Origin of the sequence: Streptomyces sp. NBC_00250 (genome assembly GCF_036192275.1) — a bacterium.
In the GTDB taxonomy this organism is placed as follows: Bacteria; Actinomycetota; Actinomycetes; order Streptomycetales; family Streptomycetaceae; genus Streptomyces.
Genome location: NZ_CP108088.1, coordinates 7,798,574 through 7,821,542, shown reverse-complemented (window position 1 = coordinate 7,821,542; position 22,969 = coordinate 7,798,574). Strand labels below are relative to the sequence as shown.

Genomic DNA, 22,969 nt, shown 5'->3' with positions numbered 1-22,969 from the left:
CCTAGATGAACTTCTGGCTCGCGAGGAACTCGGCGAGCTGCTTGCCGCCCTCGCCCTCGTCCTTGACGATCGTGCCCGCGGTGCGCGCCGGACGCTCGGCGGCCGAGTCGACGGCGGTCCAGGCGCCGGCCAGGCCGACCTCGTCCGCGTCGATGTCCAGGTCGTCCAGCTCCAGGGACTCCACCGGCTTCTTCTTGGCGGCCATGATGCCCTTGAAGGAGGGGTAGCGCGCCTCACCCGACTGGTCGGTCACGGACACGACCGCCGGGAGGGAGGCCTCCAGCTGCTCGGAGGCGGTGTCGCCGTCGCGACGGCCGGTCACCTTGCCGTCCTCGATCTTCACCTCGGAGAGCAGCGTGACCTGCGGGACGCCCAGCCGCTCGGCGAGGATCGCCGGGAGGACACCCATGGTGCCGTCGGTGGAGGCCATACCGGCGATGACGACGTCGTAGCCGGTCTTCTCGATCGCCTTGGCGAGCACCAGCGAGGTGCCCATGACGTCGGTGCCGTGCAGGTCGTCGTCCTCGACGTGGACGGCCTTGTCGGCGCCCATGGACAGCGCCTTGCGCAGCGCGTCCTTGGCGTCCTCGGGGCCGACCGTCAGCACGGTGACCTCGGCGTCGTCCGCCTCTTCGGCGATCTGCAGTGCCTGCTCGACCGCGTACTCGTCGAGCTCCGACAGCAGGCCGTCGACGTCGTCGCGGTCGACCGTCAGGTCGTCCGCGAACTTCCGGTCTCCGGTCGCGTCGGGCACGTACTTCACACAGACAACGATCCTCAAGCTCACGCCGGCTCTCCTACTGCATCGTCATAACTGGGCTGCCTTGTTGCTCGCAGCATAGGCGCCTGAAGGGCGGGTTTCCGGTCGGGGCGCCGGACGCCCCGACCTGGAATATTACTCGCCAGTACACCCAGTTCGTTACCCCTGAGCAAGCGCTCAGGCATGTGACCTTGACAACGCGCGGAGAGCGGCGCGTGCGGGAACCCTCAGTCGCGCAGAGCGTTGAAGCGACCGTGGTGGTAGAGGAGCGGACGGCCCGCCCCGTCCGGGTCTCCGGCGACCGCCTGGGCGATCACGATCCGGTGGTCACCGGCGGGCACGCGGGCCACCACACGGCAGACCAGCCAGGCGAGTACGCCGTCGAGTACGGGCACCCCCTCGGGCCCCACGCTCCAGCGGGTCCCCTCGCCGAAGCGGTCGGCGCCGCTGCGCGCGAAGGTGGCGGCCAGCTCCTGCTGGTGCTCCCCGAGTATGTGCACGCCGATGTGCTCGGCCTCGGCGAGCACGGGCCAGCTGGAGGAGGAGGTACCCACCCCGAAGGAGATCAGCGGGGGTTCGGCGGCGACGGAGTTGAGCGAGGTCGCGGTGAAGCCGACGGGGCGCTCGCCGTGCGCGGTGACGACCGCGACACCGGCGGCGTGCCGGCGGAAGACGGAGCGGAGCAGGTCCGGAGAGGCCTGCCGGGGCGCGCCGATGGTGGGAACGGTGCCGGGTCGGAGGTCTGGCGTGACCGTCATGGAGTTGTCCTTCTGCGAGGGCGGCATGAGTGAGGTCCGGGGGCGGTCAGACACCCGGACAGCGCGCGCTCGCGTTGCGGGCCAGGTCCACGTGGGTCCGGCCGTAGAGAAGGAGTTCTGGGGGCACACGGTCAGGGTGACGATCGTTGCCGCGTGCAGTCAAGTGCGTACCGGGATGTGGGAGAAGTGTCACCGCGTCAGACGGCCCGGCCCAGGGCGGCGATGACATCCGCCTTGCGCGGCTGTCCCGAGGCCCGGCGGACGACGCGGCCGGTCCGGTCGAGGACGAGGACGGTGGGGGTCTTGGCGATGCCGAGCGCGCGTACGAGATCGAGGCGTTCCTCGGCGTCGATCTCGACGTGCCCCACGCCCGGCACCATCGCGGCGACCTCGGCGAGGGTGCGGCGGGTGGCCCGGCAGGGCTGGCAGAAGGCGGTGGAGAACTGGACGAGGGTGGCCCGCTCCCCCAGTTCGACGCCGAGCGCCTCAGCTCCCAGCGTGTCGGCTCCGGGTATCTCGGTCACCCCTGTCCCCTTCTCTTTCAGGCCGTCTCACCAGGTGCAGCGTCGCACGGGAGCGTTCGATTCCCGCCACGGCCACCGCGAGTGACGAGAATCTCCCTGTACGGAGCCGCCTGGACTGGTCACGACGGCCCACATGGGGCACGATCTGCCCAAAGCCGAAAACCTACGGCTGCGTAACTTCCGCCGGGAGAACCCTCCCCAGGCACAGAAGAAGGGTTCCTCTCAGATGGCAGAACTCGTGTATCGGCCGGTCATCGGCGCCGCATTGACCCTGTTCAAGGCGCTCGACCTGAAGATCGACACGCAGGGTTCGGAGCACATCCCGCGTACCGGCGGCGCGGTGCTCGTCAGCAACCACATCAGCTATCTGGACTTCATCTTCACGGGCCTGGCCGCGCTCCCGCAGAAGCGTCTCGTGCGCTTCATGGCGAAGGACTCGGTCTTCCGGCACAAGGTCTCCGGGCCGCTGATGCGCGGCATGAAGCACATCCCGGTGGACCGTTCGCAGGGCGAGCACGCCTACAAGCACGCGCTCGAATCCCTCCGGGCCGGCGAGATCATCGGCGTCTTCCCCGAGGCGACCATCTCCCAGTCGTTCACCCTCAAGGGCTTCAAGACGGGTGCCGCGCGCCTCGCGCAGGAGGCGGGCGTCCCGCTGATCCCGATGGCGCTCTGGGGTACGCAGCGCATCTGGACCAAGGGCCGTCCGCGCAACTTCAAGCGCAGCCACATCCCGGTGACGATCCGCGTCGGCGAGCCCGTGGAGGCCCCCGCCGACCAGTACGCGGGCGCCATCACGCGGCGGCTGCGCGAGCGCTGCCAGGAGCTCCTGGAGGCCGCGCAGCGCGCCTACCCGGTGCGCCCCAAGGACGCGAACGACACCTGGTGGGTGCCCGCGCACCTCGGGGGTACGGCTCCGACGCCGGCCCAGGTCAAGGAAGCGGGCTGACGGCAGGCCGCCGACCCCGCTCCCGTCCGCTTCCCCGCTGAATCGTCACTCCGGGTCACGGACCGTGATCCGGGCTCCCGGGCTGAGCTTCCCCAGCGACTCCGCCAGCTCGGCGCCCGCCGCGAGGAGCTCCTCCCGGGTCATCGGGGCGAGCGCCTCCAGCAGGAAGAACGCGTCGACGGTGTCGTCGTCGATACGGGTACGGGGGCCCTGGCGCCAGTTCCAGCGACGACAGGTCACGCCCTCCTCGTCGCACCAGACGATCTCCCCGGGCTCGGGGTGCTCCACCGTCTCCACGCCGCCCGCCACGGTGACGAAGGGCTCCTCTCCGGTGGCCCGCACCAGGCGCATGGCGCCCTGGATCCTGCCCAGGTCCTCGCCGCCGACCGGGATGAGGTGGGCGACGCTGATCGCGTTGTAGGCGTCGACGAGCCGGTTGATGCGGGGCAGCCCGCCGTCCGCGAGCGCGCGCTTGGCCAGCGCTTCCGCGGAGTTGCGGGTACGGGAGGGCTTGGCGCCGAACGCGGTGTACGCGGCGCGCCAGGCGGCGATGTGCGGGTCCTGGTCCGGGGTCCGGCCGTCGAGGCGCTCGGCGAGCCGGCGCGCGGCCTCGTCGAGGAGGGCCGCACTGGTCTCGTCACTGGGACCGTTGACCAGCCCCTGGGCCTCGACCACCAGAGCGGTGAAGCCGGGTACGAGGGTGCGCACCTCGTCGGAGACGGTGAGCGTGAGGGTCATGGTCCGCCGTTCGCTGGTGTCCGGGGTCAGAGCTCCGTGGGGAGCGTCCGCCAGAGGTGGGACCGGTCGGGGGCGGCGCGCAGCGCGTCCAGAACAACCGGGTGTGGTTCAGTGTAGAGCACCGGATAATCCATTTCATTGGACTCCGGCCGCACGGTCCAGGCCAGCCGCTCCCCCTTCAGGGAGAACCGGGCGTCGACGCCGGGCTTGTTTCCCCGTACGTCCTGGCGGGCCCAGGTCCGCTCGCCGGGGAGCAGGACGGCGACGAGGCCGTGGATCACCGGGTTCGAGCCGTCGTCGTCGGTGAGCCGCTGGTAGCAGAGGGCGGCCGGGATGCCGCGGGCCCGCAGGAGGGCCGCGTACGCGATCGACTTGGCGTAACAGGTGCCGGTGCGCTGCTCCAGAACGTCGGAGGCGCGCCAGGTCACGCGCGGGTCCTCGGCGTCCGCGGAGTGCGGAACGGTGTCACGTACGTACACGAAGGCCGCTTCGGCGTATGCGTATGCGCCGGGGTGTTCTTCGGAGAGGTGGTTCGCCACGGCACGGACCACCGGATGCTCATGGTCGACCGCTTCGCTCGCGGCCAGATAGGCGGCGATGTCGGGGTTCTGCTGGACGAGTTCCATGCGGGTGGAGCGTACGGAAACGGCCGGACGGAAGTCAATGACTTTCCATCCGGCCGTATATCCATGCAACTATGGGAAGGGAGTTACTGGCGGGCCAGCTCTTCCTTCAGCGCCTGGAGGAAGGCGTCCACGTCTTCCTCCGTGGTGTCGAAGGCGCACATCCAGCGCACGTCACCGGCGTTCTCGTCCCAGAAGTAGAAGCGGAAACGCTCCTGGAGCCGCCGGGTCACGTCGTGCGACAGCCGGGCGAAGACGGCGTTGGCCTGCACCGGGTAGAGGATCTCCACCCCGTCGACCTCGCGCACCCCGGCCGCGAGGCGCTGGGCCATCGCGTTGGCGTGGCGGGCGTTGCGCAGCCACAGGTCCTTCGCGAGGAGGGCCTCAAGCTGCACCGACACGAAGCGCATCTTCGACGCGAGCTGCATGGACAGCTTGCGCAGGTGCTTCATGTGGCTGACCGCGTCGGGGTTGAGGACGACGATGGCCTCGCCGAAGAGCATCCCGTTCTTCGTGCCGCCGTACGAGATGACGTCGACGCCGACCGCGTTGGTGAACGCGCGCATCGGCACGTCCAGCGAGGCGGCGGCGTTGGCTATCCGGGCCCCGTCGAGGTGCACCTTCATGCCCTTGGCGTGCGAGTGCTCGACGATCGCGCGGATCTCGTCCACCGTGTAGACGGTGCCCAGCTCGGTGTTCTGGGTGATCGAGACGACCTGCGGCATCGCCCGGTGCTCGTCCTCCCAGCCCCAGGCCTGCCGGTCGATCAGCTCGGGGGTGAGCTTGCCGTCCGGGGTCGGCACGGTGAGCAGCTTGAGGCCGCCCATCCGCTCCGGCGCGCCGCCCTCGTCCACGTTGATGTGGGCGGACTCGGCGCAGATGACGGCGCCCCAGCGGTCGGTGAGCGCCTGGAGCGCGGTCACGTTCGCCCCGGTGCCGTTGAAGACCGGGAAGGCCTCGGCGGTGGGGCCGAAGTGGCTGTGCATGATCCGCTGGAGGTGCTCGGTGTACTGGTCCTCGCCGTAGGCGACCTGGTGGCCGTCGTTGGCGAGGGCGAGGGCCGCGAGGACCTCGGGGTGGGCGCCGGCGTAGTTGTCGCTGGCGAAGCCCCGGACCGACGGGTCGTGGTGACGACGCGCGTCGGTCCTGGGGCCGAGTGCCGCGGTCACGGCTTGGGGGTCAGCCACAGACGCTGTCCATTCACTTCCTGGGCGGGCTTGTTCCACAGCCCGGCGATCTCGTCCGCCAGGACCGTGACGTCGGTGAAGCCCGCGAACTTCGCGTTGGGGCGTTCGGCGCGCATGGCGTCGTGCACCAATGCCTTGATCACCAGGATCGCAGCCGCCGCCTGCGGGCCGTCGTCGCCCCCCAGCTTGCGGAACGAGTCGGCCATCGCGAGGGTCCAGGCCTCGGCGGCCGCCTTGCCGGCGTTGTACGCGGCGTTGTTGGCGAGTGGCTTGTGCGCGCCGACCTGGCTGATCAGGGCGTACCGGCCGCGGCCACCGGCGCGCAGCAGTCCGTCGTGGAAGGCGAGGGTCGTGTTCTGGACGGTGCGGATCAGGAGCTTCTCCAGGAAGTCCCAGTCCGCGAGGTCGGTCTCGGTGAAGGAGGCGCTGCCGCGCCAGCCGCCGACGAGGTGGACCAGGCCGTCGATGCGGCCGAACTCCTTCTCGGTCTTCGCGGCCCAGTCGCGGGTGGCGTCCAGGTCGAGCAGGTCGACGGTGTCACCGACGACCTTGGCCCCTCCGTGGGCGTAGCGGGCGGCGTCGACGGCCTCCGCGAGGCGCGTCGGATCCGCGTCGGACCCGACGACGGTGGCGCCCGCCTCGGCGAGACGCAGGAGCGTCGCGCGGCCCGCCGGGCCGGCCGCGCCGGCGACCGCGATGACGGCGCCGTCGAGCGGCCCGCCGTTTCCGTTGGCGTTCATGGGCGACGCCTCCTCCGTGTCCTCCGTACGAGCACTCACGCGGCGGCCCGCTCGGTCCGCGAGACGTCGGCGGCGGTGATCCCCTTGGTGTCGGCGATCACGCCCTTCAGCTTCTTGGCGAGGGCCTCAAAGAACATGCTGAGCGGAAACTCGTCCGGAAGCACGTCGTCGACGAGCTTGCGGGGCGGGAGGGAGAGGTCGAGGGCGTCGGGGCCCTTGGCCCACTTCGATCCCGGGTGCGGGGCGAGGTAGGTGGAGACGAGCTCGTACGCCTTGAGCCAGTGGACGAGCTTGGGGCGGTCGATGCCGTCGCGGTAGAGCTTCTCGATCTCGGCGCAGAGCTGGTTGGTTACCTCGGGGGCCCGCTGCCAGTCGATCTTGAGGGTGTTGTCCGTCCAGCGCACCACGTCGTTCTTGTGGAGGTACGCGAAGAGGAGCTGGCCGCCGAGACCGTCGTAGTTGCGGTTGCGGTCGCCGGAGAGCGGGAAGCGGAACATCCGGTCGAAGAGGACGGCGTACTGCACGTCACGACCGTGGGTGTTGCCCTCGGCCTCCAGCTTCACGGCCTCCTTGAAGGCGGTGAGGTCGCAGCGGAGCTCCTCCAGGCCGTACATCCAGAAGGGCTGGCGCTGCTTGATCATGAAGGGGTCGAACGGCAGGTCGCCGTGGCTGTGGGTGCGGTCGTGGACCATGTCCCAGAGCACGAAGGCCTTCTCGCAGCGCTCCTGATCGTCGATCATCTCGGCGATGTCGGTGGGCAGCTGGATGCCGAGGGTGTCGACGGCGGCCTCGGTGACCTTGCGGAAGCGGGCGGCCTCGCGGTCGCAGAAGATGCCGCCCCAGGTGAAGCGCTCGGGGGCCTCGCGGACGGCGATGGTCTCCGGGAAGAGGACGGCCGAGTTGGTGTCGTACCCGGCGGTGAAGTCCTCGAAGGTGATGCCGCAGAACAGCGGGTTGTCGTAGCGGGTGGCCTCCAGCTCGGAGAGCCACTCCGGCCACACCATGCGGAGCACGACGGCTTCGAGGTTGCGGTCGGGGTTGCCGTTCTGCGTGTACATCGGGAACAGCACGAGGTGCTGGAGCCCGTCCACGCGGTCGGCGGCCGGCTGGAAGGCGAGCAGCGAGTCCAGGAAGTCCGGGACGACGAAGCCGCTCTCGGCCCACTTGCTCAGGTCGGCGACGAGGGCGCGGTGGTAGGCGCCGTCGTGCGGGACGAGCGGGGAGAGCTGCTCGACGGCGGCGACGACCCGGTCGAGGGTCAGCTCGGCCACGGAGCGCGCGGGCGCGCCCTCGCGCTCGAAGTCGATGGATCCGTCCGCGTTCTGCCAGGTGCGGATCTCCTCCACGGCATTCTTGAGCTCGGGCCAGGCGGGGTGGTCGATCAGCCGGGCGTCGGTGGATATCCCCCCACCGGTCACGTCCTGCACAAGAATTTCCGTCATGCCTCTTCCTTCACAGGAGAACCTCGTGTCAAGACACCGTAACCGTGGACGGTTCTCAGCCACAAGAGGTGCAAGAGAAATTATCCTGTGAGACCCCCCTGATCGCAGAAGTTTTTCCTGTCAGTCAGGGGGGAAGCCACCCTTCCGCCGTGTTCGTCAGCTCAGCGGCTTCACCAGGAGCTCGAACTCCAGGTCGTCACGCTGAGGCACGCCGAAGCGCTCGTCGCCGTACGGGAAGGGAGTCATCCGCCCGGTGCGCCGGTAGCCGCGGCGCTCGTACCAGGCGACGAGCTCCTCCCGTACGGAGATCACCGTCATGTGCATCTCACGGACGTCCCACTGCTCGCGCACCCGGCGCTCGGCTTCCGCGATGATCTGCTTGCCGAGACCCGCTCCCTGCAGTTCGGGGCGGACCGCGAACATGCCGAAGTAGGCCGCCTCGCCGCGGTGCTCCAGCTGGCAGCAGGCCACGATCTCGCCGTCGCGCTCGACGATCAGGAGCCGACTGCCGGGCGCGGTGATCACGGCCGCCACACCGTCGGGGTCGGTGCGCTGCCCCTGCAGGAGGTCCGCCTCGGTGGTCCAGCCACCCCGGCTGGCATCGCCCCGGTAGGCCGACTCGACGAGCGGGACGAGGGCCGGGACGTCGTCCAGGACCGCCTCGCGATAGCTGATCCGGCCGGTCTCCTGCGGCGTGGCGGTGTCCATGTGAACGGGGCTCCCCTCGGGCGCTGACGATCGTCGTACGCGATCGTCCCGAGCCTACTGGGGTGCCCCACCCCCGATCTCAGCACCTTTCACACCCCCTTGTACGCCGGTGCGCGCCCGTGCGCCCGCGTGTGCCCGGTCGAGCGCGGGCATCCTCCGGGAAGGGGACGCCGTCGAGGGGGAGGTGCGCCGTGCACGGACCGGCCCTGCCCGGGTGGTTGATGGTCGCGCTCTGCGCGGTGACGGGCGTGTACTGCCTGCTGCGGATGCGCGCGTGCACCGGGGAGGAGCGGCGGGCCGCTCGCGGTGAGGCGGTGATGGGCTTCGGGATGGCGACGATGGCGCTGCCCACGGCGGTCCTCACGCCGCCGGAGTGGAGCTGGGCGGTGTACGCGGCGGTGTTCGGCGGCGCGACGCTGCACGGACTCGCGGCGGTGCGGCGCGGCGGACACCATCTGCACCATCTGATCGGCTCGCTCGCCATGGTCTACATGGCGGTGTCGATGGCCGCGCCCGGAGCGGGGGCGCACTCGGGGCACACGGTCGGCACGGCGGGTGGCATACCCGTACTCACCGGCGGGCTGCTCCTCTATTACATGGCGTACGTGCTGCACGCGGGCGCGAGACTCGTGCCGGTCGCGATGCCGACGGCGACGGGGGCCATGGCCGCTGCTACGGCCGGGGTAGCCGCAGGGACCGGGCCGGGGGGAGGGCCGGCGCTCGGACCGGCCTGGGCGGCACGGCCGGAGTTGGCGCTCGCCTGCCGGCTGTCGATGGCGCTCGCGATGCTGGCCATGCTGGTGACGCTGTGAGGGTGGCCGCCCGAGAGGGGTGCGGCCGGTAGACGCGTGCGGGCGGGGCGGGCCGCGCCCTGCCGTGCCGTGCCGTGCCGTGCCGTGCCGTGCCGTGGGCAACGAAACCGTGGCGTACGTCACTTGCCGTCCGCGGGCATACCCCCGACCAGTACCGCGCTCATAGGCTGGCGCCATGTGGGTCTCCCTCGCGCTGTTCCTGCTCGGCGTCCTGACCGCCCTCGCGGCCCCCCGGCTGCTGTCACGGGCGGACTGGGTGGAGCGAGAACCCGTGGTGGCCCTCTGGGTCTGGCAGTGCGTGGTCGCCGCGGTGCTGCTGAGTTTCGCCCTCTCCATGACGTTCAGCGCCTCGACGGCCTGGCAGGCCGTACGGGGCCAGGTCTTCGCGCCCGCGCCGCGCGCGGTGATCGACGCCTATGAACTGGGGACGACCGGCCCCTGGTCCGCGGTGCTCGCGGTGGCCCTGGCGGCCGGTGGGGTCTGGTCCGGGGCGATGCTGGGCCGGGAGATCAGCCAGGCCCGGGCGCGGCGCAGGCAGCGCCGCTGCGATCTGCTCGTCCGCGCACCCCTGCTGCCCGGCGAAGAGCCGGGCAGCGAGCGCCTCGTGGTCCTGGAGGGCGAGCGGGCGAACGCCTGGTGGCTGGCGGGCACCACGCCCCAGCTGGTCATCACCACGGCGGCGCTACGGCGGTTGAAGGGGCGTCAGCTGGACGCGGTCCTCGCGCACGAGCAGGGGCACGCGCGCGCCCGGCACGACTGGCTGCTGCACTCCTCGGCGGCGCTGGCCGCCGGATTCCCGGGGATTCCCGTCTTCGCGGCCTTCCGTGAGGAGATGCACCGGCTGGTGGAGCTGGCCGCCGACGACGTGGCCTCGCGCCGGTTCGGGCGGCTGACGATCGCGCTCGCGCTGGTCGAACTGAACGAGGACCGGGGCGTGTTCGGGCCGGGCCAAGCCCCGTACGGCGATCTGCCGCGCCGGGTGAACCGGCTGCTGACCGCGGCGCCCCGGCTCACGGCCGGCCGCCGACTCCGGCTCACCGCCGCCGCCTCCCTGGTGCCGGTGGTCCCGGTGCTCGTCGCCTTCGTCCCGGCGCTCAGCGCGCTGGGACAGGGGTGACGGGAGGCGCGCCGGTCCGGGCGCGCGCGACGGCGCGCGCGGGGAGCGCGAAAGATCGTCCGGAGCTGATCGTCGGGCAGGATCGACGCATGCGCTCCTCCGCCGTGATCTCCGGGGCCCTGGCCGTTCTCCTGCTCGTGCTCGTCGCCGTCGGGTGGACCCCCTTGCTCTCCTTCGACCGGTCGGTGGTCGAGGCCCTCCACCGTGACGCGGTGGCCGACCCCGGGCTCACCCAGGCGCACCGGATCCTCAGCGACTGGGTGTGGGACCCGTGGACGATGCGCGCCCTGGCCGCCGGGGCCGTGGTGCTGCTGTGGTGGGAGCGGGAGCGGCGCCTCGCCCTGTGGGTGGCCGTGACGAGCCTGCTTGCCGTGGGGCTCCAGCAGGGCCTCAAGACGCTGGTGGGGCGGGACCGGCCGCAGTGGACCGATCCGGTCGACTCGGCGCGCTTCGCCGCCTTCCCGTCCGGGCACGCGATGACGGCCATGGTCACCTGCGGGCTGCTGCTCTGGGTGCTGTCCCTGCGGTGGCGGGACGAGTGGCGCGGCTGGGGCACCCTCGCGGGCGTCGCGCTCGTCTCGGTGCTCGGTGTGGGCTGGACGCGGGTCTACCTGGGCGTGCACTGGCCGTCGGACGTGCTCGGGGGCTGGCTGCTCGGCTGGTGCTGTGTGGCCGTGGCGGTCCTGACGTACCGCTGGAGCGAGCGACGTTTCCCCCGGACCGGACCGGCGGACGTCGGCAGCAAGGGGAGCAGAATGGGAGGAACAGAGTGAAGCCGCCTGTTCTGGACGATCCCCCGTGTCGCCCAGAACAGACGGCATCCCCGGCGGCCTGCCACACGGGCATGCCGACGGGATGCGCCGAGTATATTGGCTGGCAGCCAGTCAACGCAGGAGTCCAGCATGTCCCCGCGTAGCCCATCGGTCAATGAAGAGCTTCGGCGCAGGTCCCGCGAGCGCATTCTGCAGGCCACGGTGGAGCTGGTCGACACACGTGGTTACGAGGCGACGACGCTCGGCGACATCGCGGAGCGGGCCGGTTCGGCGCGGGGGCTGATCTCGTACTACTTCCCGGGCAAGCGGCAGCTTCTGCAGGCCGCGGTGCACCGGCTGATGCATCTCACCCTGGAAGAGGCCCTGGAGCGCGAGCCGCACACGGAGGACGGCCGCGAGCGCATGGCGCGCGCGATCGACGCGATCCTCGGGCTCGCGGCGGAGCGCCCCACCCTGATGCGCACCCATATGGCGGGCATTCTGCAGGCCGAGGGGTTCGTGCAGTGCGAGGAGCAGCAACGCCTGGCGTTCCTGCTGCGCGACACGGTCACGCGCTACGGCTCCGAGGACGTGGACACAGACTATCCGATGCTGCGCGCCCTGCTGATGGGCGCGGTGGTGGCGGTGCTGCTTCCCGGCGCCAAGATGCCGCTGGCGCGGCTGCGTTCGGAGCTGTTCCACCGGTACGGCCTGGACTGGGAGGCCGGCATGCCGCCGGACGGGGGTCCGCCCGACGGTACGCCGGCCCTCAGGCCGTCAGCCGGCCGCCGCGAGGCGACGGCCGGTGGTCACGGCTCCGGTCAGTCGTCGAAGTCGAAGTAGTCCGGCTGCGTCTGGACGTTGAGCTCGTCCATCCGGATCCGCTTCGCGGGGTCGGTACGACGGTCGGAGAGCTTCAGGACGTCGAAGCCCTTGGCGATGTCGTTCGAGTAGATGTAGCCGTTGTAGTAGTACGCGGACCACGAGCCGCCGGTGGCGATGGTGGTGGCGGACAGCGGGCCGCGCTCGAAGTAGGCGATCTCCTTGGGCTTGCGGGAGTCGGTGAAGTCCCAGACGGAGATGCCGCCCTGGTACCAGGCCTGGACCATGATGTCCTTGCCCTTGACCGGGATCAGCGAGCCGTTGTGGGCGACGCAGTTCTCGGTGTCGGCCTGGTGGCGCGGGATCTTGAAGTAGCTGCGGAAGACGAGCTTGCTCTTCTTGCCCTTGCCGACGATGTCGTAGATGCCGTCGGCACCGCGGTTCGGGCCGACCGCGGCGTTGCAGGTGGCGGCGCCGCCGCCGCCGAGCTCGTCGGTGAAGACGACCTTGTCGGCCTTCTGGTTGAAGGTCGCGGAGTGCCAGAACGCGAAGTTGACGTTGTCCTGGACACGGTCGATCACCCGCGGGTGCTCGGGGTCCTCGATGTCGAAGAGGATGCCGTCACCCATGCAGGCGCCGGCCGCGAGGTCCTTCTCCGGCAGCACGGTGATGTCGTGGCAGCCCGTGGTCTTGGAGACACCCGGGTTGGTCGGGCCACCGGGGTTGCCGCCGCCGTCCGGGCCCTCGCCCGGGAAGAGGACGGGGAAGCCGACGAGCGCGGCCTTCTCGGGCGCCTTGCGGGGCACCTTGATGACCGAGATGCCGTCGTGCGGGGGCTGGCAGTCCGGGAACGCGGCGTTGGGCGAGTACGACGAGACGTAGATGTACACGTCCCGCTTCTTGGGCACCAGCGTGTTGGTGTGCGAGCCGCACGCGGTCTCGACGGCGGCGACGTACTTCGGGTTCCGGACGTCGCTGATGTCGAAGATCTTCATGCCCTCCCAGGATTCCTTGACCGAGGCGGGCTGCGTCGTGCTGGCGCAGGAGTTGTCGCTCCGGGAGGAGTCCGTCGAGAGGAACAGCAGGTCCCCGGAGACGGAGATGTCGTTCTGGGAGCCCGGGCAGAGGACCTGGGCGACGGTCTTCGGGGACTTCGGGTTGCTGATGTCGAAGATCCGGAAGCCGTCGTAGTTGCCTGCGAAGGCGTACTTGCCCTGGAAGGCGAGGTCCGAGTTGGTGCCCGGGAGGGCGTCCTTGGGGATGTTGGCGAGGTGCTCGATGTTCGAGCTGTGGACGATCTCGTCCACGCCGGGTATCTCACCGCTCTGTATCGCGGCACGCGCCTCGGCCGCCTGCTCCGAGGACACCTTGCCCTGCGCGGGGACGTCTCCCGGGTCGGGAGTCGCGGTGGCGGGGGCCGCCATGAACATGGTGGCCATCAGTCCGGCCGCGGCGGATGCCACGCCAAGGCGTCTGAGCCTGGCACGCGGGTCGCGCGTGATGGACGTGGTACGCGGGGTACGCAACGAAGTCACTCCGTCCTCCCTGGTATCCGTTCAGCGTTGAACGGGTGTTGGACCCCGGCAGTATCTTCCTTGCCGTGCACATCTCAACAGATGGCAACACAGACGTAATGAAGGTTTTTGATCGGTCACCCCGAGAAAAGTGCTAGGAACGGTCACTGTCCCCGCAAGAACATCTGGAGGTCGCGTTGTTGATCCGCCGTCAGCGTGCCGTCGTCGCCGTGGCCCTGTCCGCCGTCGCCGTACTCGCCCTCAGCGCCTGCGAGTCGGGGCCCGACAAGGGCGCACCGGAGGCCAAGGGATCGGCCGGGACCGTGGTCGCGCCGGGAAAGCCCGGCGAACCGGCCAGGCGGATATCCCCCGAGGAAGCCGCGAAGCTGCTTCCGGACCAGAGCCCGAACAGCGCCGACTACACCTACACGCAGATGATGATCGTGCACCACCGGCAGGCCCTCACCATGACCGCGCTGGCCCCGCAGCGGGCGGCCTCGGCTCAGGTGAAGGGGGTCGCCGAGCGGATCGCGGCGGCGCAGAAGCCGGAGATCGGCGCGATGGAAGGTTGGCTGAAAAACAACGGTGGCCCGCGCGAACAGGCGGGCCACGACCATCACTCGATGCCGGGCATGGCGAGCGAGGCGCAGCTGAAGGAGCTCGGGAACGCGAAGGGCAAGGCCTTCGACGAACTGTTCCTGAAGCTGATGATCACGCACCACGAGGGGGCGGTGACGATGGCCGCCGAGGTGCTGAGCGAGGGCAACAACGTCCTCGTGGAGGAGATGGCGAACGACGTGATCGCCCAGCAGTCGGCGGAGATCGGGAGGATGCGGGGGCTGTAACGGGACACGACCCCTCTCGCAGGCCTAGGCCGTCGCGTCCTCGCGGTCGGCCTGGGCGCCTGCCGCTGCCAGGACCGCGGCGAGCAGGCCCGGGAAGAGGGCTTCGAGGTCGTCCTCGCGCAGGGCGTTGAGTTTGGCCGTACCGCGGTACGTCTGCCGGATGACTCCGCCCTCGCGCAGCACCCGGAAGTGGTGCGTCGTCGTGGACTTGGTCACCGGGAGGTCGAAGTACGAACAGCTGAGCTCGGCGCGTTCGCGCGCCATGTCCCGCACGATCCGCAGGCGCACCGGGTCCGAGAGCGCGTGCAGCACCGCCTCCAGGCGGATCTGGTCGCGCGCGGGGTGCTCGAGAGCACGGGGGCTGGTGGCGGTCGTCATGGCGGCGGCTCCACTTCATCCGGGATACGGGCCATTGTACGAGGACCCTCGTAGTTTGACAGGTGCCGTACTACGATGGTTACCGTACTAGCGTCCTTCGAGGCATCCCGAAACGGAGTCCGTCATGAGCGTCGCCCTGTTCGAGCCCTACACCCTGCGGTCGCTGACCGTCCCCAACCGGGTATGGATGGCGCCCATGTGCCAGTACTCGGCGGAGATGACCGGACCCGACGCGGGTGTCGCCACGGACTGGCACTTCGCCCACTACGCCTCCCGGGCCACTGGCGGCACCGGACTGATCCTGGTCGAGGCGACGGCCGTCTCCGCCGAGGGCCGGATCAGCCCGGCGGACCTCGGCCTCTGGAACGACGCCCAGACCGAGGCCTTGGGTCGCATCGCCGGCTTCCTCAAGGACCACGGCACCGTGCCCGGCATCCAGATCGGGCACGCCGGACGCAAGGCCTCCACCAAGCGCCCCTGGGAGGGCCGCGGGCCCGTCCCCGAGGGCGGCCCCGGCTGGCAGCCCGTCGCGCCGAGCCCCGTCGAGTTCGCCGAGGGCTACCCGGTGCCGACCGAGCTGACCGTCGAGCGGATCCGGGAGATCACCGGGCAGTTCGCCGACGCGGCCCGCCGCGCCCTCGACGCCGGGTTCCAGGTCATCGAGGTGCACGGCGCCCACGGCTACCTCATCGGCGAGTTCCTCTCCCCGCACAGCAACCACCGCACCGACGCGTACGGCGGTTCCTTCGAGAACCGGACCCGCCTCGCCCTCGAAGTCGTCGACGCCGTGCGGGCCGTGTGGCCCGAGGAACTCCCCGTGTTCTTCCGCATCTCCGCCACCGACTGGCTCCAGGAGCAGGGCTGGACGATCGACGAGACCGTGCGGTTCGCCGCACTTCTTCGCGAGCACGGCGTCGACCTCCTCGACGTCTCCAGCGGCGGCAACGGCGGACCTGCCGAGATCCCGGTGGGTCCCGGCTACCAGGTGCCCTTCGCGGCCCGCGTCAGGGCGGAGACCGGGCTGCCCGTGGCCGCCGTCGGCCTCATCACCGAGAGCGAGCAGGCCGAGAAGATCGTCGCCGACGGTGAGGCCGACGCGGTCCTCCTCGGCCGCGAGCTGCTGCGCGACGCCTCCTGGGCCCGCCGCGCCGCGCGTGACCTCGGCGCGGAGACGCACACGGCGCCGCCGCAGTACGCCTGGGCGATCTGAGGACCGCGCCCGTGGGCGCCGGGGCCTGAATCAGGGCGGCGCAGCCGGGGCGCGGGGTGTCCGGGAGCCGTTGTCAGTGGCCGGGTGCAGACTGGCCCGTATCCGCGACAACGGCGTCCTGGAGGTTGGCAGCCATGCCCGACGTACTCCTCACCGTAGGCACCCGCAAGGGACTCTTCATCGGCCGCAGGCACGACGGCCGATGGGAGTTCGACGATCCGGCCTTTCCCGCGCAGGCGGTCTACTCGGTCGCCCTGGACACCCGCGGGCCCACGCCGCGGCTGCTCGTGGGCGGGGACAGCGCCCACTGGGGACCGTCCGTCTTCCACTCCGACGACCTCGGCAAGACCTGGACCGAGCCGGCGCGACCGGCCGTGAAGTTCCCCGAGGACACCGGGGCCTCCCTTGAGCGCGTCTGGCAGCTGCACCCGGCGCCGGAGCACTCCCCCGGCGTCGTGTACGCGGGGACGGAACCGGCCGCGCTCTTCCGGTCGGCGGACGGCGGGGAGTCCTTCGAGCTCGTCCGCCCGCTGTGGGAGCACCCCACCCGCTCCCAGTGGGTGCCGGGCGGAGGCGGCGAGGCCGTGCACACCGTGGTGACCGACCGGCGCGACCCCGAGGCGGTCACGGTCGCGGTGTCCACCGCGGGGGTGTTCCGCTCGCAGGACGGCGGGGCCGCCTGGGAGCCTTCCAACCGGGGTGTGTCGGCGGTCTTCCTGCCGGACCCGCACCCGGTGTTCGGACAGTGCGTCCACAAGATCGCCCAGGACGCGGGCAATCTGGACCGGCTCTACCTCCAGAACCACTGGGGCGTGTTCCGCAGCGACGACGCCGGCGCCAGCTGGACGGACATCGGCTCCGGGCTGCCCTCCGACTTCGGCTTCGCGGTCGCCGCGCACCCGCACCGCCCGGACACCGCCTATGTCTTCCCGATCACCGCGGACTCCGACCGGGTCCCGGCCGGCCGCCGGTGCCGGGTCTACCGCACGACCGACGCCGGAGCCACCTGGGAGCCGCTGAGCCGGGGGCTGCCCGAGGGCGACCACTACGGCACGGTGCTCCGGGACGCGTTGTGCACGGACGACGCGGACCCTGCGGGCGTGTACTTCGGCAACCGCAACGGCGAGGTGTACGCGAGCGCGGACGACGGCGACAGCTGGCAGCTTCTCGCCGAACACCTGCCGGACGTGCTGTGTGTGCGGGCGGCGGTGATCTGAGTCCTGGCCCGCGGCCCCTCCGTACGAAACGGGGCCGCGGGGGTGTCAGGGCAGGCGCCAGTCCACGGGCTGGGCGCCCTGGTTCAGGAGGAGTTCGTTCGCGCGGCTGAAGGGCCGGGAGCCGAAGAAGCCGCGGTCCGCGGACATGGGGGACGGGTGCGCGGACTCGATCGCCGGCAGATCGCCGAGGAGCGGGCGGGCGTTGCGGGCGTCGCGGCCCCACAGGATCGACACCAGCGGCTTGCCCCGGGCGGCCAGCGCGCGGATGGCCTGCTCGGTCACCTCTTCCCAGCCCTTGCCGCGGTGGGCGGCCGGCTTGCGCGGGGCGGTGGTCAGCGCCCTGTTGAGGAGGAGGACGCCCTGGCTGGTCCAGGGGGTCAGGTCGCCGTTCGACGGGCGGGGCATGCCAAGGTCGGTGTGCAGCTCCCGGAAGATGTTCTCCAGGCTGCCCGGCAGCGAGCGGACCTCGGGCGCGACCGCGAAGCTCAGTCCGATCGCCATCCCCGGTGTCGGATAGGGGTCCTGACCCACGATCAGGACCCGCACCTCGTCGAAGGGCTGCTGGAACGCCCGCAGCACATGCCGTCCCGCCGGAAGGTAGGTCCGGCCCGCGGCGATCTCCGCACGCAGGAAGTCGCCCATCTCCGCCACACGGCCCGCCACGGGGCTCAGGGCCTCCGCCCAGCCGGGCTCCACCAGTTCGTTCAACGGTCGCGCTGTCACGGTCCGTCACTCTACCGGCCTACAGTGACACCCCGGTCCGGACGCCTTCACGGCCGACCCCCTAGACTCCGCCCACTCCCCCGCCCCACCCGTGGCAAGGACGGTGCACCGTGGCTCCTGTGGCTCCCGTGGATTCCGTGAACGACCCGGCCGACGCTCTGGTCGTCGGCGTCGACTCCGGCGGTTCGGGGCTGCGGATCGCGCTGGCCGAGGCGGCGGGCGGCGCCGTGCTCGACACCCGCTCCTCACGAGAACCGGTACGCACCGGCCCCGGCGGGATCTCCGCCCGGCATCTCCTCGAACAGGTCCTACCGGCCGTCCGCGCCCTGACGGAGCCTCACGGCGCGCGGCCGGTCGTGGCCGTGGCCGTCGGCGCCGCCGGGATGGCCACGCTCGGCGACGAACTGCGGGCCGAGCTGCCGGGCGCCTTCGCCGAGGCCTGGGGCGTACGACGGCTCGCCCTCGCGGCCGACGCGGTCACGGCGTACGCCGGGGCGCTCGGGCAGCAACCGGGGGCCGTCGTCGCGGGCGGTACGGGCATGATCGCGCTCGGCACGGACCTGACGTCCTGGCGGCGGGCCGACGGCTGGGGCCACCTCCTCGGCGACTGCGGCAGCGGAGCCTGGATCGGCCGGGCCGGCCTGGAGGCGGCCATGCGCGCGTACGACGGCCGCAGCGGCGGTTCCGCGGCGCTCCTGGCCCGCGCCGAGAAGCTGTTCGGCCCGGCGGCGGGCCTGCCGGGCACGCTGTACCCCCGTACCGACCGGCCCGCCGTGCTCGCCTCCTTCGCCCCCGAGGTGGGACTGTGCGCCGCGGCGGACCCCGTGGCGGCGGACATCCTGGCGCGGGCGGCCGGGCACATCGCCGAGGCCGCCGAGGCGGTGTGCCCCGCCGGGCCCGGGGCGCTCGTGGCACTGACGGGGGGCCTGTTCAAGATGGGCGACCCCCTGCTCGTACCGCTGCGGGCGGCGCTCGCGGAGCGGATCCCGGAGGCCAGGACGGTGTCCCCCGCCGGAGATCCGCTGGCCGGGGCGGTCGCGCTCGCGTCGGCCCTCGCCACGGGCACCCTGCGGCTGCCGGAGGACGTCTCACTGCTACGGCTGTTCGGGCGGGACACTCCCTAGGGGGTGTCATCCGCCCAGGTGGGAGGCGGTGCGTCGGGTCGTGGCGGGGGCAGGGAGCGCGTCCCGGAGGGTCCTGGAGGGGACATCGAGGGGACATAGAGGGGCAGAAGGCGCATGATCGCACCTCAGCCGACGGCGCGCCGGGCGAAACCAGTAGCATGCGGCGCCATGAGCTCCCCCAATGGGCCTGCTTCCGGCCTGCCTGTACGAATGCCTCGACCCCGTCAGTCCGGGCGGCACCGTCGCCCCGAACCCGCGGCGGCGCCCGAGGGCGCTCCCGCACTGGTTCTCGCTGTGCCCGGCGCGCCGTCCGCCGCCATACGCTCACTGGCCGAAGAGGTCGTGAGCATCGCCCGTTCCGAGCTGCCCGGTCTCGATGCCCTGATCGGCTTCCTCGAAGGCGACGACAGCGAGTACCCCACGCTGGCGACCGTTCTCACGGCCGCCGCCACCCTGCGCCACGAGCGGTACGAGCTGGCTCTGGCCGCCGGCCGCGAGGTCAGCGCCCCCACCGGCCCCGCCGCGGTCGTCGTGCCGCTCCTCGCGGGTCCGGACAGCGCCCAGACGCGCCAGGTCCGCCAGGCCGTCATGGACGCCGGCAACACCGCCGAGCTGACCGACGTCCTCGGCCCGCACCCGCTGCTCGCCGAGGCGCTGCACGTGCGTCTCTCCGAGGCGGGTCTGGCCCGTGCCGACCGCGCCCGGCTCTTCACGGTCGCGACGGCCGCCGACGGCATCATCCTGGCCACGGTCGGTGGCGAGGAGGCCGTGCAGGCCGCCGGGATCACCGGCATGCTGCTCGCCGCGCGCCTCGCCGTGCCGGTGATGGCCGCAGCCCTCGACCAGGAGGGTTCGATCGCCTCCGTCGCCGAGCAGCTGCGTGCCACCGGTTCCGAGCAGCTGGCCCTCGCCCCCTACCTGATCGGCCCCGAGCTGGCCGACGGCCTGCTCGACGAGGCCTCCAAGGAGGCCGGGTGTGCCGCCGCCGAGCCGCTGGGTGCCTACCCGGCCATCGGCAAGCTGGTGTTCTCGCAGTACACGGCCGCTCTGGGCATCCCGCCGCAGCAGCCGCACGGCGCGCCCTCGCTCTGAGGACCGCGACCCGAGCCCGTACGTCGAAGGGCCCGCACCGATCTCCGGTGCGGGCCCTTCGGCGTACCCCTGGCGCCGCCGCTCGGGTCGGCTCAGCCGAAGACGACGCAGGAGGCCGCCGGGGCCTCGACCGAGCCCCCGCGCGCGGGGATCCCGGTCTCCGGGTCGAGGGTGAACCAGGTGACGTCGCCGGAGCGCTCGTTCGCGGCGTACAGGTGCCGACCGGACGGGGCGAGGGTCAGATCGCGGGGCCAGGTACCGCCGCAGGGCACGGTGGCGACCAGGGCGGCCCCGTCGCCTTCGAGGGCGAGCACGGCGAGCGTGTCGTCGCCGCGCACGGCGGCCCACAGGAAGCGCCCGTCGGGGGCGACGACCACCTCGGAGGGGTAGCTGGGTCCGGGGGTGCCCTCGGGGACGACGGGGGTCTCGGCGAGCGGCTCGAGCACGCCGGCCTCGGCGTCCCAGCGGCAGACGGTGAGCGTGGGTTCCAGCTCGTTCAGGACGTACGCGTGCGTGCCTGCCGGGTGGAAGGCGAGATGGCGCGGTCCGGTGCCGGGGCGCAGCGCGGTCTCGCCGTGGAGGGTGAGCGTCCCGGTGGCGGCGTCGAGTGCGCAGATCCGTACGGAGTCGGTGCCGAGGTCCACACTGACGACCCACCGGCCGCTGGGGTCGGGGAGAACCTGGTGGGCGTGCGGGCGGGCCTGGCGCGCGGTGACGGGTCCGCGGCCCTCGTGCCGCAGGACGGCCGTGGCGGGGCGGGCGGTGCCGTCCTCGGCGAGAGGCAGGGCGGTGACGCTGCCGGAGGTGTAGTTGGCGGTGAGGAGGTGCCCGTCGGCGAGGGCGAGGTGGGTGGGCGCGGCGCCGTCGACGGGCACGGGCGAGCCGAGTGGCCTGGGTACGGGCCCGCTGATGTCGAAGGCGGCCACGGCGCCGGACTCGGTCTCGGACACGGCGTGGAGCACGGGGCCCGCGAGGGCGAGGAAGGAGGGGTCGGCGACGGCGTCGCTGCCGCCGGTGACGGTCAGCGCGCCCGTCTCCGCGTCCACGTCGGCGGCGAGGACGCCCCGCCCGCCCGCCGAGGTGAAGGAGCCGATGTACGCCCGTACCGCGCCCCGGCCCCGAACCGTCCCTGTGCCGCCCACGACGCCTCCCCTGTCCCGGTGCCGGTCACGGTCGACCGGCCTTCGTGCGGCCGACGGTAGCAGGCGGTCTAGACCAAAGAGCCGAGCTGTGCGGGGAGCCGTCGCCGGGAACCGTGACCGGGAGCCACCGAGAACCGTGCCGAAGTCGCCGGAAACGGTGCCGGAGTCGCCAGGAGTGGTCTCGGAGCTGTCAGGAACAACGCCGGAGTTGTCAGGAGCGAACGAGCAACGAGCCCGGGGGCGTCCGCAGCGGCTCGTCGAGCGCGGCGAGCAGCTTCTCCAGACCGCTGACGTGGTCGAGAGCGACCTGACCGGCGGCCGGAGCGGCCGCAGCGGCCGTCGGCGCCCCTTCCCCGCGTCCGCCCCGGGGCGACGTCAGCCGCTCCACCGCCGCCTCGACGCGCCAGCAGGCAGCCGCGAGGCGGGCGTCGTGGCTCGCGGCCGGGTCGGCCGCCACCGCGGTGAGCCCACGCACCTCGTCGGCGCACTCGTCGAGGAGCGCCAGCACCTGACGGGCCCGGGCCTTCCGGCCCCGGAAGGGACTCAGCGGATGGACGAGGGGCGCGAGGGACAGGCGCACCCGTCCGAGCAGCAGCTCCAGCTCGGCGGCGTGGGGGGTCGGGTCGGCGTCCTCGTCACCGGACAGGCGCCGCAGGGAGGCGGACGTGGCGGACCGGACGCCCTGCAGGGCGCGCTGGATCCAGGCGTCGTTGATCGCGTGCGTGGTGACCGGTAGGATGAGGAGCACGGCGAGCGCGGCGCAGACCGCGCCGACGGCCGTCTCCTCCAGGCGCAGGACCAGCAGCGCCGGGTCGAGCACGCCGAGGAGCCCGTAGAGCAGGCCCGCCATCACGGTCACGGCCAGCATCATCCAGCTGTACGAGACGGGCGCCGTGTAGAAGATCCCGAAGACGCAGAGGGCCACCAGGACGGCCGTGGGGGCCACCGCCCCGTTCAGCGGGATGGCGACCACCATGCCCACGGCGATGCCGATCACCGTGCCCAGCACCCGGCGGAAGCCGCGTACCAGCGTCTCGCCCCGCGACACGGTGTTGACGAAGATCCACCACGTCGTGCCCACGGCCCAGTACCAGCGGTCCTCGGACAGCACCTGGCCGACCGCGAGCGCCACGGCGCACGCGGCCGCGGCCTGGAACGCCTGTCGCGTGGTCACACGGGAGAGCCCCGAGCCGGGCAGCGGGGCCGGCGCGGAGGCGGGAGGGATGCGGCGCTCCAGCGGCCACAGGACGAAGCGCACCGCGCCCGCCGCGGCCAGGGCGATGCCCACCGCCGCGTAGAGCTCCGGGAGCTGGCCCGGGACGGCGTGGAGGAACTGGGTCGTGAAGAAGTTCATGAAGGCGAAGATCCCCAGCGCGTGCCCACGCGGTCCCCAGCGCCGTGCGTAGACCCCGCAGAAGACCACGGCCAGGAAGGCGAGGTCGCGCAGCAGCGTGATGTCGTGCAGCGCGGTGGCCAGGGCGAGCACGGGGAAGCCCGCGGCCGGCAGGAGCAGGGTCGTCACGGCCTGCGCCCGGACGGTGGAGTCCATGACGGTGAACAGCGCGAGCAGCGCCGCCAGACCACCGGTGATCGAGGCGGTCAGCGAAAGACCGGCCAGCTCCGCGAGGGCGACGGCGAGCGCGATGCCCATGACGGCTCGCAGCGAGTTCCTCAACCTGACGTGCCCCGGATCCGGTGCCACGAACATCCTCTTCACGGTGGTGAACCGCCCCCTCGTCTTGCCTTCCGTCCTGTCGCGCGGCGTCCCGGGGTGGTGGGGGCTCGCGGACAT

General features: G+C 71.8%; 24 protein-coding genes. 10 read left to right on the top strand and 14 right to left on the bottom strand.

Annotation, left to right across the window (positions count from 1 at the left end):
* Position 1: 1 nt before the first annotated feature.
* From OG259_RS35510 to OG259_RS35500, 3 genes are all read right to left on the bottom strand, one after another.
* Positions 2-787, bottom strand: coding sequence for an electron transfer flavoprotein subunit beta/FixA family protein (locus OG259_RS35510; RefSeq protein ID WP_187623784.1), 786 nt, complete (start codon positions 785-787; stop codon positions 2-4).
* Positions 788-987: 200 nt separating this feature from the next.
* Entirely contained in the window at positions 988-1,518 is a 531-nt protein-coding gene (locus OG259_RS35505) for a flavin reductase family protein (RefSeq protein ID WP_328945966.1), read from the bottom strand.
* 197 nt (positions 1,519-1,715) lie between these two features.
* The gene (locus tag OG259_RS35500; RefSeq protein WP_328945965.1) at positions 1,716-2,042 is read right to left on the bottom strand and encodes a TlpA family protein disulfide reductase; all 327 of its coding nucleotides are present in this window, start codon (positions 2,040-2,042) and stop codon (positions 1,716-1,718) included.
* A gap of 226 nt (positions 2,043-2,268) precedes the next feature.
* Between OG259_RS35500 and OG259_RS35495 the strand changes: the two genes are divergently transcribed.
* A complete protein-coding gene (locus tag OG259_RS35495; RefSeq protein WP_266902472.1) occupies positions 2,269-2,991 on the top strand; it encodes a lysophospholipid acyltransferase family protein in 723 nt (240 codons plus the stop codon).
* Between the two features lie 45 nt (positions 2,992-3,036).
* Here OG259_RS35495 and OG259_RS35490 read toward each other — a convergent pair whose 3' ends face one another.
* The 6 genes from OG259_RS35490 to OG259_RS35465 all read right to left on the bottom strand — a co-directional run bounded on the left by OG259_RS35490 (position 3,037) and on the right by OG259_RS35465 (position 8,429).
* A complete protein-coding gene (locus OG259_RS35490; RefSeq protein WP_328945964.1) occupies positions 3,037-3,729 on the bottom strand; it encodes a B3/B4 domain-containing protein in 693 nt (230 codons plus the stop codon).
* A 26-nt stretch (positions 3,730-3,755) separates the two neighbouring features.
* Entirely contained in the window at positions 3,756-4,355 is a 600-nt protein-coding gene (locus tag OG259_RS35485; RefSeq protein WP_328945963.1) for a transglutaminase-like domain-containing protein, read from the bottom strand.
* Positions 4,356-4,438: 83 nt separating this feature from the next.
* Complete coding sequence (locus OG259_RS35480; RefSeq protein ID WP_328947273.1) at positions 4,439-5,521, bottom strand: threonine aldolase family protein; 1,083 nt, start codon at positions 5,519-5,521, stop codon at positions 4,439-4,441.
* Complete coding sequence (locus tag OG259_RS35475; protein WP_328945962.1) at positions 5,518-6,279, bottom strand: SDR family oxidoreductase; 762 nt, start codon at positions 6,277-6,279, stop codon at positions 5,518-5,520. Before OG259_RS35475 ends, OG259_RS35480 begins: the two co-directional genes overlap by 4 nt.
* A 35-nt stretch (positions 6,280-6,314) precedes the next feature.
* Positions 6,315-7,721, bottom strand: a complete 1,407-nt coding sequence (locus tag OG259_RS35470) for a DUF6421 family protein (protein ID WP_328945961.1) — start codon at positions 7,719-7,721, stop codon at positions 6,315-6,317.
* 156 nt (positions 7,722-7,877) lie between these two features.
* A complete protein-coding gene (locus OG259_RS35465) occupies positions 7,878-8,429 on the bottom strand; it encodes a GNAT family N-acetyltransferase (protein ID WP_328945960.1) in 552 nt (183 codons plus the stop codon).
* A 191-nt stretch (positions 8,430-8,620) separates the two neighbouring features.
* On the opposite strand from OG259_RS35465, the gene OG259_RS35460 reads away from it, so the two are divergent.
* The 4 genes from OG259_RS35460 to OG259_RS35445 all read left to right on the top strand — a co-directional run bounded on the left by OG259_RS35460 (position 8,621) and on the right by OG259_RS35445 (position 11,953).
* Entirely contained in the window at positions 8,621-9,241 is a 621-nt protein-coding gene (locus OG259_RS35460; protein ID WP_328945959.1) for a DUF5134 domain-containing protein, read from the top strand.
* A gap of 175 nt (positions 9,242-9,416) precedes the next feature.
* Positions 9,417-10,358 (top strand): M56 family metallopeptidase, encoded by a 942-nt coding sequence (locus tag OG259_RS35455; protein WP_328945958.1) that lies wholly within the window; start codon positions 9,417-9,419, stop codon positions 10,356-10,358.
* An 89-nt stretch (positions 10,359-10,447) separates the two neighbouring features.
* Complete coding sequence (locus tag OG259_RS35450) at positions 10,448-11,131, top strand: phosphatase PAP2 family protein (RefSeq protein ID WP_328945957.1); 684 nt, start codon at positions 10,448-10,450, stop codon at positions 11,129-11,131.
* Positions 11,132-11,260: 129 nt separating this feature from the next.
* A complete protein-coding gene (locus tag OG259_RS35445) occupies positions 11,261-11,953 on the top strand; it encodes a TetR/AcrR family transcriptional regulator (protein ID WP_328945956.1) in 693 nt (230 codons plus the stop codon).
* Here the strand turns inward: OG259_RS35445 and OG259_RS35440 are convergent.
* Positions 11,932-13,371 carry an LVIVD repeat-containing protein gene (locus tag OG259_RS35440; RefSeq protein WP_328947272.1) on the bottom strand — a complete coding sequence of 480 codons (1,440 nt, stop codon included), beginning with the start codon at positions 13,369-13,371 and terminating at the stop codon, positions 11,932-11,934. The two genes, OG259_RS35445 and OG259_RS35440, sit on opposite strands and share 22 nt — an antisense overlap.
* A 272-nt stretch (positions 13,372-13,643) precedes the next feature.
* Here OG259_RS35440 and OG259_RS35435 point away from each other — a divergent pair, with 272 nt between their 5' ends.
* Positions 13,644-14,291, top strand: a complete 648-nt coding sequence (locus OG259_RS35435) for a DUF305 domain-containing protein (protein WP_328945955.1) — start codon at positions 13,644-13,646, stop codon at positions 14,289-14,291.
* Between the two features lie 24 nt (positions 14,292-14,315).
* Here OG259_RS35435 and OG259_RS35430 read toward each other — a convergent pair whose 3' ends face one another.
* Positions 14,316-14,669 carry an ArsR/SmtB family transcription factor gene (locus tag OG259_RS35430; protein WP_328945954.1) on the bottom strand — a complete coding sequence of 118 codons (354 nt, stop codon included), beginning with the start codon at positions 14,667-14,669 and terminating at the stop codon, positions 14,316-14,318.
* Between the two features lie 124 nt (positions 14,670-14,793).
* Between OG259_RS35430 and OG259_RS35425 the strand changes: the two genes are divergently transcribed.
* Both OG259_RS35425 and OG259_RS35420 read left to right on the top strand, forming a co-directional pair.
* Complete coding sequence (locus tag OG259_RS35425) at positions 14,794-15,879, top strand: NADH:flavin oxidoreductase/NADH oxidase (protein ID WP_328945953.1); 1,086 nt, start codon at positions 14,794-14,796, stop codon at positions 15,877-15,879.
* A gap of 134 nt (positions 15,880-16,013) precedes the next feature.
* Positions 16,014-17,096 (top strand): WD40/YVTN/BNR-like repeat-containing protein, encoded by a 1,083-nt coding sequence (locus OG259_RS35420; protein WP_328945952.1) that lies wholly within the window; start codon positions 16,014-16,016, stop codon positions 17,094-17,096.
* 45 nt (positions 17,097-17,141) lie between these two features.
* Here OG259_RS35420 and OG259_RS35415 read toward each other — a convergent pair whose 3' ends face one another.
* Complete coding sequence (locus OG259_RS35415) at positions 17,142-17,819, bottom strand: uracil-DNA glycosylase (RefSeq protein WP_328945951.1); 678 nt, start codon at positions 17,817-17,819, stop codon at positions 17,142-17,144.
* A gap of 128 nt (positions 17,820-17,947) precedes the next feature.
* Between OG259_RS35415 and OG259_RS35410 the strand changes: the two genes are divergently transcribed.
* Entirely contained in the window at positions 17,948-18,943 is a 996-nt protein-coding gene (locus tag OG259_RS35410) for an N-acetylglucosamine kinase (protein ID WP_328945950.1), read from the top strand.
* 168 nt (positions 18,944-19,111) lie between these two features.
* Positions 19,112-20,035 carry a sirohydrochlorin chelatase gene (locus OG259_RS35405; RefSeq protein ID WP_328945949.1) on the top strand — a complete coding sequence of 308 codons (924 nt, stop codon included), beginning with the start codon at positions 19,112-19,114 and terminating at the stop codon, positions 20,033-20,035.
* A 92-nt stretch (positions 20,036-20,127) separates the two neighbouring features.
* Here the strand turns inward: OG259_RS35405 and OG259_RS35400 are convergent, their stop codons facing one another.
* Together OG259_RS35400 and OG259_RS35395 are read right to left on the bottom strand one after the other, a co-directional pair.
* A complete protein-coding gene (locus OG259_RS35400; RefSeq protein ID WP_328945948.1) occupies positions 20,128-21,177 on the bottom strand; it encodes a lactonase family protein in 1,050 nt (349 codons plus the stop codon).
* Between the two features lie 211 nt (positions 21,178-21,388).
* Positions 21,389-22,885: an FUSC family protein gene (locus OG259_RS35395; protein WP_328947271.1), complete on the bottom strand. Its 1,497-nt coding sequence runs from the start codon at positions 22,883-22,885 to the stop codon at positions 21,389-21,391.
* Between the last annotated feature and the right edge of the window lie 84 nt (positions 22,886-22,969).